An 8,437-nucleotide genomic window follows, 5' to 3' on the forward strand; every position below is an offset into this window, starting at 1 on the left:
TGAAGCTGAAATTGTTTATCGGCAAGGTATAATCTGGTAAAATTCAATAGTATAACACGTTGGATAATTGAACCAATTTTGGAATGACGAATTTTGTCGAAGATTGTTCTTAAAAGTGGAAGGTCAGTCATAACCACTTCTATATACCCATATAGGTATGATGAATTTTGGTCCTTTTGGAAATTAAGTGAATTGACAGGTTTGGGAAACGTTGGTACTATTATTAGCGAGACATATGTCGATTTTTGACGAATAACTTTGATTGAGGGGAGATAAACAAATGAAATCTACAGGTATTGTACGTAAAGTTGACGAACTAGGAAGGGTAGTTATTCCAATTGAACTTCGTCGTACTCTAGGAATCAATGAAAAAGACGCGCTTGAAATCTATGTGGATGATGATCGCATCGTTCTAAAGAAATACAAGCCGAACATGACATGCCATGTAACCGGGGAAGTTTCTGATGATAATATGAAACTTGCAAATGGCAATTTGGTATTGAGCCAAGAAGGAGCACAAATGCTTCTTAAAGAAATTCAAGGTCAAATCGACAAGTAACATAAAAAATAGAGATACCGTTACACAACTGGTTAATTAAAACACTCATAACTTTTTGACATATGTTCTAGCTAAGAAGAGCCCTTACTGTCCAGGCAGTAAGGGCTCTAATTTTTATTCTTCTACGTGGTACGCCTGGTACACATCCCGCTTTTGCATCTTTCGGTCAACCGCCGTATTTTTAATAGCCTGCTTCGATTTCAATCCTTGTTCGTCAATATAATAATCGACATGTTCGACTGTCGATAAATGACTCCACCAGAATTGGTCCGTTTCTGTTTCTTCTTCGGTCCCCTCAACAACGATACAGAATTCCCCCCGCAGTTCCTGCTCGTCAGCCCAGGATATCAATTCTTGTAAAGAGCCCCTGATGTATTCTTCGTATTTCTTTGTAAGTTCTCTAGCTAAAGCTGCCTGCCGGTTTCCTAACTGCTGATAAGTATCAGCCAGCATGTCTTTTAACCGGTGGGGAGATTCGTAAAATATGAGGGTAGCCGAATCATTTTCTAACGTCTGAAGTTCAGCCAGCCTTTCTTTTTTCTTTCGTGGCAAAAAGCCACAAAAATAAAACTTATCCGTCGAAAGTCCTGAACCGATTAAGGCAGGAAGGGCCGCATTCGACCCGGGAAGAACGACGACAGGAATGCTTTCTTCTTGAGCTGATTTAACGAGATCCGCTCCAGGATCCGAAATCCCGGGCATACCGGCATCGCTGACGACCGCTAAGCTTTCCCCAGCAAGTAGGCTTGATATCAGCTGCTCGCCCCGGGTATGTTTATTATGCTCGTGATAACTAATTAACGGGGTATGGATTTCAAAATGATTTAACAGCTTTTTCGTGTTTCTCGTATCCTCAGCAGCTATCCGGTCGACATCATGAAGGACCGAAACTGCCCGGTACGTCATATCCTCCAAATTTCCGATCGGGGTAGGCACAATATACAGCGTTCCTAAACCATCATGAGGAATATAGCTCTTTTGAATATGCATCGCGTTCGCCTCCATTCTTAAGCACAATCCATTCTTCTTTTTTTACACGCGGCCATTGCTTAATCTGATACTCTTGCTGCATCGCTTCCGTCTTACTTGCAAAGGTTTGACAGTACTCTAACGTAAATGGACCACGCCCTCTAGTGTACTTGGCCCCTTTGCCGTCCGCATGCTTTTGTAACCGGGCGTTCAGGTCATTCGTGTAGCCTGTGTACAATGAACCGTCCTTACATCGAATCATGTATACAGCATGTTTACTTTCCATATAAAATCTCCCGGAACTCGTGACTGTATTCCCCGTTTTCATTATGAGTATAAAGGGGCGGAAGGATTTTCAAGTCCGGCTTCCCATCACGGGACGCCTCAATCAATAAGACATTCGCTTCCTTCCCTTTTTTCGGATGTACAAACTGCAGACGCTTTGGTTCCAACTGATACTTACGGAATAATGTGATGATATCTGCGAGACGTCCAGGGCGATGTACCATAGACACCTTTCCTCCCGATTTCGTCAATCGGCTGCAGGACTTCACTACATCCTCTAAAGAACAGTAGATTTCATGGCGTGCAATAGCTAAATGCTCATTCAGATTTCTTTTGTCATGAGCCGGAGTGGGAAAATAAGGGGGGTTACACGTCACCAAATCAAAACGTCCATTCCCTAAGTGAGAGGGCATGTCTTTTAGATCCCCATGAACCATATGTAATCGTTCATGTAAGTTATTCAATTTTATATTCCTAAGAGCCATATCATACAATCTTTCTTGAATTTCCACTCCTGTTATATCCACTTTAGATCGGCGTGAGAGGAACAGAGGAATCACACCATTCCCTGTACATAAATCGAGGATCCTTCCCCTTGTCCGCGGTACGGAGGTGAACCTGGCCAATAAGACGGCATCTATAGAGAAAGCGAACACCTGATCACTCTGGATAATCCTCATATTTTCTTCTGCTAGTAAAAAATCAATCCGTTCGTCACCTTTTAACTGAACCATACGCTTGCACTTCCTTTTATAAAATGAAACCAGATAACCTTAAGGTTCCCGTTAACTGCTGATAAAAAGAGAGCCCTTCCTCGGCTGAGCAAGGAAAGGCTTGGACCAAAAATCTATTTCTTATTTAGAAATGAGAGGCAAAACAAACAATCTTCATCACGTGGACTGCCAAAATGCAGATTACAAATATGGAACCCTTCTTCGTATAAACGGGCTAGATTGTCATATCCTTCCCCGACAACTGCGCCTTTTTCATTCTTACTCCGAGATTTTTGCTCACTTTCATTCTCGTGGTCTAATCTCTGACGTAAATGATGGTTTTCAAGCGACAAGTGCTGGTTTTCCTCTAATAAATAAGCAAGCTGTGCTTTTAAGTCACCTAATTGCTCATAAAGCTCGCCGATTTGCGTTTCTAAATGCGATACTTGTTCAAATATAGCTTTCTTGTTCACGCTTGATTCCACCCCGTCATTCTGTGGCTTCAGTTTGAACGACTCCCTCATCGATCAGCTCCTGCAAGGAATATTCAAGCGTCCTTTCTTGTTCACGGAATTCTACCTGTACCAGGCGCTCTAACATGTTAAGGCCTACTACTTTACCTTTTCCGTAAGATGTCGCTATGCGTTCCCCTACGTCTGGAAGCTCTCGTTTTGCGGATTCGTAATCATCATTTTCGTACTTAAGGCAGCACATTAAACGGCCGCACAATCCGGAAATCTTCGCCGGATTCAAAGATAAATTCTGATCTTTTGCCATCTTAATCGAAACCGGTTCAAAATCACCTAAAAATGTGGAGCAGCAAAGCATACGCCCACAAGGTCCTATACCACCTAGCATCTTCGCTTCATCTCGTACGCCAATTTGACGAAGTTCAATCCGCGTCTTAAATACGGAAGCTAAGTCTTTTACTAGCGTACGGAAATCCACCCGGCCATCGGCTGTAAAATAAAAAATGACTTTTTTTCGATCAAATGTATATTCCACATCCACTAAGTTCATATCTAATTTATGTTCACGTATCTTCATCCCACAAACGCGGTAAGCTTCTTCGGAAATTTCGGTATTTTCGTCGACCGATATTTTATCTTTTTCATCGGCTAAACGCATCACCTTTTTCAAAGGAAGGACAACATCCTCTTCGTCGACCGTCCTATTGGCAATCACTACTTTTCCAAATTCAATCCCTCGGACCGTTTCTACAATGACGTAATCTTCCGTCGTCATTTTCAAATCGCCTGGATCAAAATAATAGATCTTCCCCGCCTGTTTGAATCGGACACCTACAACTTCGATCACTATAAAATCACCTCTGCAGTTGAAGTGTAAGCTGTTCCATCACTAACGTCGGATGGACATTCTGATTTATTTTTCGCTTCGCCTCTAAAATCAATGATAAAGATTGAGCAGCGGATTGACGTGACCATCTTAATACTGCCTGGTCCCTTTTTTCTCTTTCTTGGGTAAACACAATCGCTTGTTCTCGGTCCAAATCTTGATGAATCAAATCTTGGAACCAGAGCATAAGTACATCTAATCCGATTTGAAGCTGCTTTCTTTCTTTAAAATGAGGCATCCACTGATGGTTGATAAATAAAAGTCCTTCGTTTGGTTTGTTGAGAAGCACTTCAACTAATTGTATCACTAATTTTCGCACATTAGCAAACCAGTCTTCATCATTTAATTCCTGTGCTTCCTGGAGGTTATTCGTAAGAGAGGCGAGAATTTTGGCGTTTGATGTCGAAACTCCGAGATCCTCTAATTCCTTTTCAACCCTTTCCGGATTCAACGGTTGAAAAGCGAGCAATTGACACCTGGAACGAATCGTATCCAGCATAGATTGACTATTTTCTGTCAGTAGCATAGCTGTCGTCTGCTGGTTCGGCTCCTCAAGGAATTTCAGCAGACGGTTTGACGCATTTGTCGTCATTTTATCCGCATCGACGATAATATAGACTTTGAGATTCGACTCCATCCCTGTATACGTAAATTCTTTTTGTAAGTTAAGGATTTGTTCTTTTTTAATAGACTGCCCGTCAGGCGAAACCCAGTGCAGGTCAGGGTGATTGCCGGAATCGATTCGTTTGCAATTCACACACGTCTGACAAGGTTCAGCACCTTCTCTTTCTTTACAAAAAATACTCTTCGCAAATAACGTGCTCATTTCCCGTTTGCCTGTTCCCTTATCCCCTTGAAAAAGATAAGCATGGGAAATTCGGTCTTTTTTAAAGCTGTTGACCAGCATCTGAGCCACGAGCGGCTGCGTTTCTTTCATATCCGTCCATGATGGCATAATGTTTCCGTCCTTAAGTATATAAATTAATTAATAATCCTTTGATTTCACCGATAATGCCGAGCAAATCGATGGACTGCTTTTCCTGATCCATGACGGCTTCCGTCAGCTCAGCCAAGCGTTCATCGACCGCTTCTACAATCGTTAACTTTCGGCTGCGTCCATCCAAATCAAAACTATGGGTCTGCTTTACATTCAGACCGTATTTAACAGACTCCTCCAGAAAATCTTTGATCAGCCGCTTGTATTTCGCAAGATCCCGAAACGACCGAAAACGAGCAACCTTCTCCCCTTGAGCAGAAATGCTTTTCATCAATTGATTTAACTGCGCTTCCTGAAGCTGACGGGATTGGGACTGCACCATGGAATCGAAACTCTGTTTACCCCTGGTATTTACCTGGGCCTGCTGTTTCGTTCCTTCTAATTGAGTTCGGACGTCCTGCGTAATTTTCATGAGGCAAGCTCCTTTTTAAAACTGAAAAAATGAATCAATGGGCAGAACGAATACGGTCGCACCGCCTACTTCTACTTTAACTGGCTTTGGTATATAAGAGTCGGCATTCCCGCCCATTGGTGAAATAGGGGCAACCATCTGCTCTCTTTGACTGCAGTTTTTGCGGATGATGCCAAGTGCATCATCAACTTCATCATCATCACAGCCGATCATAAAGGTTGTATTCCCTTCACGCAAAAACCCGCCTGTCGTGGATAACTTGGTCGTTTTCAAATTATTTTCTGCTAATGCGTCCGTCAGGCGATTGCTATCCTTATCTTGAACGATGGCAATGATCATTTTCATTGGAAAATACCTCCCAATTGATTTTTTATTATTATATCAAACTTTATGTCTGTTTATTAAATAAGGTTGCAGAGATTGTCTGGCAGCCTGATAAACACTCTCTATATTTTGATCCGCATCAATTGAATGAATCCGGTCGGGATAACGCTGGCGTAATAGAAGGTAAGCTTCATATACTTTCTTATGAAAATCTAACGCCTCAAGGTCCAGCCTGTTTTTTTCACGTTCATCATTTTTGGCGATTCGTTCTAATCCTTTTTCTGGCGGGATATCAAAAAATAATGTCACGTCCGGCATCCGGTTTTCAATCGCGAATTGGTTAATCTTAAAAACATCATCCATTCCTAAGCCGCGTGCATGTCCTTGATACGCTAAACTCGAATCAACAAAACGATCGCATAACACGATGGTCCCTTCGCTCAAAGCAGGAATCACTTTTTCCACTAAATGCTGTCTTCTCGCAGCTGCATACAATAATGCTTCTGTTCGCCCATCCATACTCGTATGGGTTTTATCTAAAATGACTTGGCGAATGCTTTCCGCAATTTGTATTCCTCCAGGCTCCCGTGTTTCTATCACCGAATACCCTTCAGCTTTCAACTGCTCTCCTACCATTTTTAAAATAGAAGATTTACCAGCACCGTCGCCGCCCTCAAATGTCACAAAAAGTCCGTCCACAAAACCATTCTCCTTTAATATACCCAAATCCCCTCACCAATTCTTTCATTTTGAAACCGAGCGTTTTGCCTAAGCAGCACATGGACGTAATCGATCGATTCCGGCTTAATCCGTTCTCCCTTCATAATTAAAGGGATACCGGGTGGGTACGGAATGACCGACTCCGCACATATACGACCAGAAGCGTCTCTCCAGTCTATGAATGCAGGGGTTTTATGTTGTAAGTCTTCATACTGTATATCTAACGTCTGCAGCTTTTTAAATTTCAGCGCTTCTGCCTCTATTGTACCATGCGGGAGCTCATTTTTTAATTGCCATTTCACCCTTTCGAGACGTTCCTTCAATATCCCGCTCTTTATATGAGACCGCAGTCCGACCGTTAACAAAACTTGATCAGAGGTAGCCAGTTCCGGATGAATTTCCTGCTCTTCTAACTCCTTAGCCACTTCAAACCCCGTCCACGGAGCAAAAGTTTGAAGCGTAATTTTTAACGGATCATCCACGTTTTGAGCGGGAAGAACCTCGAATGGATACGACGAATCCTTTAATACTTCTTTTACCTCTGACACATGCTCCAGTATTTCTTTTTTATGGTGGGTACCAAACGCACTCAGGAAGTGGCGGGCCAGGTCCAGACTTGCTAGTAAGGGATACGACGGGCTGCTTGATTGAAACAGCTGCAAGTAATAAGACAGTCTCGTCTTATCCACCCTGTTGTCCCTACTATGTAAAAAAGAAGCCATCGTCATCGCAGGGGCCATCTTATGAGCGGATTGAATGACCACGTCTGCTCCCGCATCTAAAGAACTGATAGGAAACGGGGACCCTAAAGTAAAATGAACCCCATGAGCTTCGTCAACTATGACAGGGATCTCGTAACGGTGAACAACTTCGATAATTTTCTGAATGTCGTAGGCACGTCCGAAATAATCGGGGTAGGTCAAAATCACAGCCTTCGCCTCAGGGAATGCGGAGAGCGCTTCTTGAACTAAATCAACTGTCACACGGCTATATCGCTGAGTCTCCTCCTCATGCTCTGGCATCAAAAAGACGGGCTGAGCATTTGCCAGCTCTATCCCGTGAAGAATCGATTTATGACTATTCCTTTGGACGATTACTTTATCTCCCGGGCGGCATACGGCCATAATAGATGCTAAATTGCCAGAAGTACTCCCATTCACTAAAAAGCGAGTATCGTCAGAATTAAAAAAAGCAGACGCCAATTTTTGAGCTTCTTCAATGACCCCATCTGCTCCATGTAAATCATCAAGGCCCGTGATTTCCGTCGCGTCTATGGATAGTATATTTTTAAAAGTATCAAGGCCCCTGGAGTTGAAAACCTCTCCAAATTTGTGTCCGGGCACATGAAAAGATATCGGTTCATTATGAAAATGTTTAAGTAACGCATCATAGAGCGGCGTTTTATTTTGTTCGTTCTCCATGTCAGTGATCCCTCATTAATGTGTACTTTATCTCTCATGCTACATGAAATAGAAGAAAAAAAGCCACTCCTTTGCAGAAGCGGCCTCTATATTTTATGAATAAATCATCGTGCGGTGTGCTTTATTCATTTGCTCGATAAAAAACTGATATTTAGGATCGTCAGCTGATGTTTGAATCATTTCTTTTTCACATGCCTGGCAAATATAGATACGTAGAAGATAAAGGCCGTCATCCGTTTTCTTTGAACAAATACTGCAGCATTCCTTTTCTTTCATAAGGTTCATAGCCTCCCTGCTCACCCTTTCATAAAGGGACAAGCTTGATTTACTTCTAGTATCTCCTAATCTATGAATCCTATACTATATTTTTTAAGAAATATTTTTGTTAATGATTATTTCTATGGCTGGCCAGGAGTGCCAATGCTTTTCCAAGTCTAAACAACAAGCTGATTCTATCTCTTAATTAATTGAACGCTGGCTATTAATATAATCCATCGAGACGGAGATCTTACCAAAGGTAAGAAAAAAGATAGAGTAGATTTTTATTTCCATAGAAAAAACCTTAGAAGCAATAGCTTCTAAGGTTTCTAATTGACGTAGCAGCGTCCTACTCTCACGGGGGTAAACCCGACTACCATCGGCGCTGAAGAGCTTAACTACTGTGTTCGGCATGGGAACAGG

12 protein-coding genes and 1 rRNA gene are annotated in these 8,437 nt (G+C 42.3%); 1 reads left to right on the forward strand and 12 read right to left on the reverse strand.

Features of this window, described 5'->3' with window-relative positions:
* The first annotated feature begins 280 nt into the window (after positions 1 to 280).
* The gene (gene abrB / locus O2Q26_RS18300) at positions 281 to 559 is read left to right on the forward strand and encodes a transition state genes transcriptional regulator AbrB (protein ID WP_253936096.1); all 279 of its coding nucleotides are present in this window, start codon (positions 281 to 283) and stop codon (positions 557 to 559) included.
* 114 nt (positions 560 to 673) lie between these two features.
* Here abrB and rsmI read toward each other — a convergent pair whose 3' ends face one another.
* The 12 genes from rsmI to rrf form a co-directional block, all read right to left on the reverse strand.
* Entirely contained in the window at positions 674 to 1,549 is an 876-nt protein-coding gene (gene rsmI, locus O2Q26_RS18305; RefSeq protein ID WP_289217219.1) for a 16S rRNA (cytidine(1402)-2'-O)-methyltransferase, read from the reverse strand.
* Positions 1,518 to 1,814, reverse strand: a complete 297-nt coding sequence (locus O2Q26_RS18310) for a GIY-YIG nuclease family protein (RefSeq protein WP_289217220.1) — start codon at positions 1,812 to 1,814, stop codon at positions 1,518 to 1,520. Before O2Q26_RS18310 ends, rsmI begins: the two co-directional genes overlap by 32 nt.
* On the reverse strand, positions 1,804 to 2,547 hold the full coding sequence (locus O2Q26_RS18315) for a tRNA1(Val) (adenine(37)-N6)-methyltransferase (RefSeq protein ID WP_289217221.1): 744 nt from the start codon (positions 2,545 to 2,547) through the stop codon (positions 1,804 to 1,806). Before O2Q26_RS18315 ends, O2Q26_RS18310 begins: the two co-directional genes overlap by 11 nt.
* Before the next feature lie 113 nt (positions 2,548 to 2,660).
* On the reverse strand, positions 2,661 to 2,999 hold the full coding sequence (gene yabA / locus O2Q26_RS18320) for a DNA replication initiation control protein YabA (protein WP_253937537.1): 339 nt from the start codon (positions 2,997 to 2,999) through the stop codon (positions 2,661 to 2,663).
* Between the two features lie 16 nt (positions 3,000 to 3,015).
* Complete coding sequence (locus tag O2Q26_RS18325) at positions 3,016 to 3,843, reverse strand: PSP1 domain-containing protein (protein ID WP_253937536.1); 828 nt, start codon at positions 3,841 to 3,843, stop codon at positions 3,016 to 3,018.
* Between the two features lie 7 nt (positions 3,844 to 3,850).
* Positions 3,851 to 4,837 carry a DNA polymerase III subunit delta' gene (gene holB / locus O2Q26_RS18330; RefSeq protein ID WP_256558392.1) on the reverse strand — a complete coding sequence of 329 codons (987 nt, stop codon included), beginning with the start codon at positions 4,835 to 4,837 and terminating at the stop codon, positions 3,851 to 3,853.
* A gap of 13 nt (positions 4,838 to 4,850) precedes the next feature.
* On the reverse strand, positions 4,851 to 5,291 hold the full coding sequence (locus tag O2Q26_RS18335) for a YaaR family protein (RefSeq protein ID WP_253937535.1): 441 nt from the start codon (positions 5,289 to 5,291) through the stop codon (positions 4,851 to 4,853).
* A gap of 15 nt (positions 5,292 to 5,306) precedes the next feature.
* Positions 5,307 to 5,636, reverse strand: a complete 330-nt coding sequence (gene darA, locus O2Q26_RS18340) for a cyclic di-AMP receptor DarA (protein ID WP_289217222.1) — start codon at positions 5,634 to 5,636, stop codon at positions 5,307 to 5,309.
* Between the two features lie 36 nt (positions 5,637 to 5,672).
* The gene (tmk, locus tag O2Q26_RS18345; RefSeq protein ID WP_289217223.1) at positions 5,673 to 6,314 is read right to left on the reverse strand and encodes a dTMP kinase; all 642 of its coding nucleotides are present in this window, start codon (positions 6,312 to 6,314) and stop codon (positions 5,673 to 5,675) included.
* 14 nt (positions 6,315 to 6,328) lie between these two features.
* Positions 6,329 to 7,756, reverse strand: a complete 1,428-nt coding sequence (locus O2Q26_RS18350; RefSeq protein ID WP_289217224.1) for an aminotransferase class I/II-fold pyridoxal phosphate-dependent enzyme — start codon at positions 7,754 to 7,756, stop codon at positions 6,329 to 6,331.
* Positions 7,757 to 7,849: 93 nt separating this feature from the next.
* Positions 7,850 to 8,032 carry a sigma factor G inhibitor Gin gene (locus O2Q26_RS18355; protein ID WP_253937531.1) on the reverse strand — a complete coding sequence of 61 codons (183 nt, stop codon included), beginning with the start codon at positions 8,030 to 8,032 and terminating at the stop codon, positions 7,850 to 7,852.
* Between the two features lie 318 nt (positions 8,033 to 8,350).
* Positions 8,351 to 8,437, reverse strand: a 5S ribosomal RNA gene (rrf, locus tag O2Q26_RS18360); the annotation flags it as partial.

The organism is Halobacillus campisalis, from assembly GCF_030345335.1.
Taxonomy (GTDB): Bacteria; Bacillota; Bacilli; order Bacillales; family Halobacillaceae; genus Halobacillus_A; species Halobacillus_A campisalis.